Below are 498 nucleotides of genomic sequence, written 5' to 3' on the forward strand. Positions count from 1 at the left end.
TCACTGGACCGTTCTGCGCGGTGACCGGTTTGCCCTGGGCATCGGTCAGGGTCGCGGTGTAGGTAATGGTGCCGTTTTCATCCACGCTCGGCGTCGCGGTCAGGGTCACGGTGGTGGTGTCGTTGACATCGTTGACCGTGGTGGTCACTGGCGTTGTGTTTGGCGACACCAGTTCCAGGTTACCGCCCACTGCGTCCTTGATGGATTCAGTCACGATGGTCGGACCGGTGTAGACGTCGTTGCCGACGCTGACCGGCAGGCTACCGGAGCTCTGGCCTTCGGCGATGGTGATGACTTTGCCGCTGTCGAGGGTCACGGTGACTGGACCGTTCTGCGCGGTAACCGGGGCACCGTTCTTGTCGGTCAGGGTCGCGGTGTAGGTGATGGTGCCGTTCTCGTCCACGCTCGGCGTCGCGGTCAGGGTCACGGTGGTGGTGTCGTTGACGTCGTTGACCGTGGTGGTCACTGGCGTTGTGTTTGGCGACACCAATTCCAGGT

Annotated in this window: 1 protein-coding gene; it reads right to left on the minus strand. The window is 62.4% G+C overall.

Going from position 1 to position 498, the window contains the following annotated elements:
- Positions 1-498 (minus strand): immunoglobulin-like domain-containing protein (locus tag Q8X48_RS29835; RefSeq protein ID WP_407802812.1); only part of this gene is annotated, 498 nt, incomplete at both ends.

This window comes from Pseudomonas sp. QLc11A (assembly GCF_052112305.1).
Classification (GTDB): Bacteria; Pseudomonadota; Gammaproteobacteria; order Pseudomonadales; family Pseudomonadaceae; genus Aquipseudomonas; species Aquipseudomonas laurylsulfatiphila.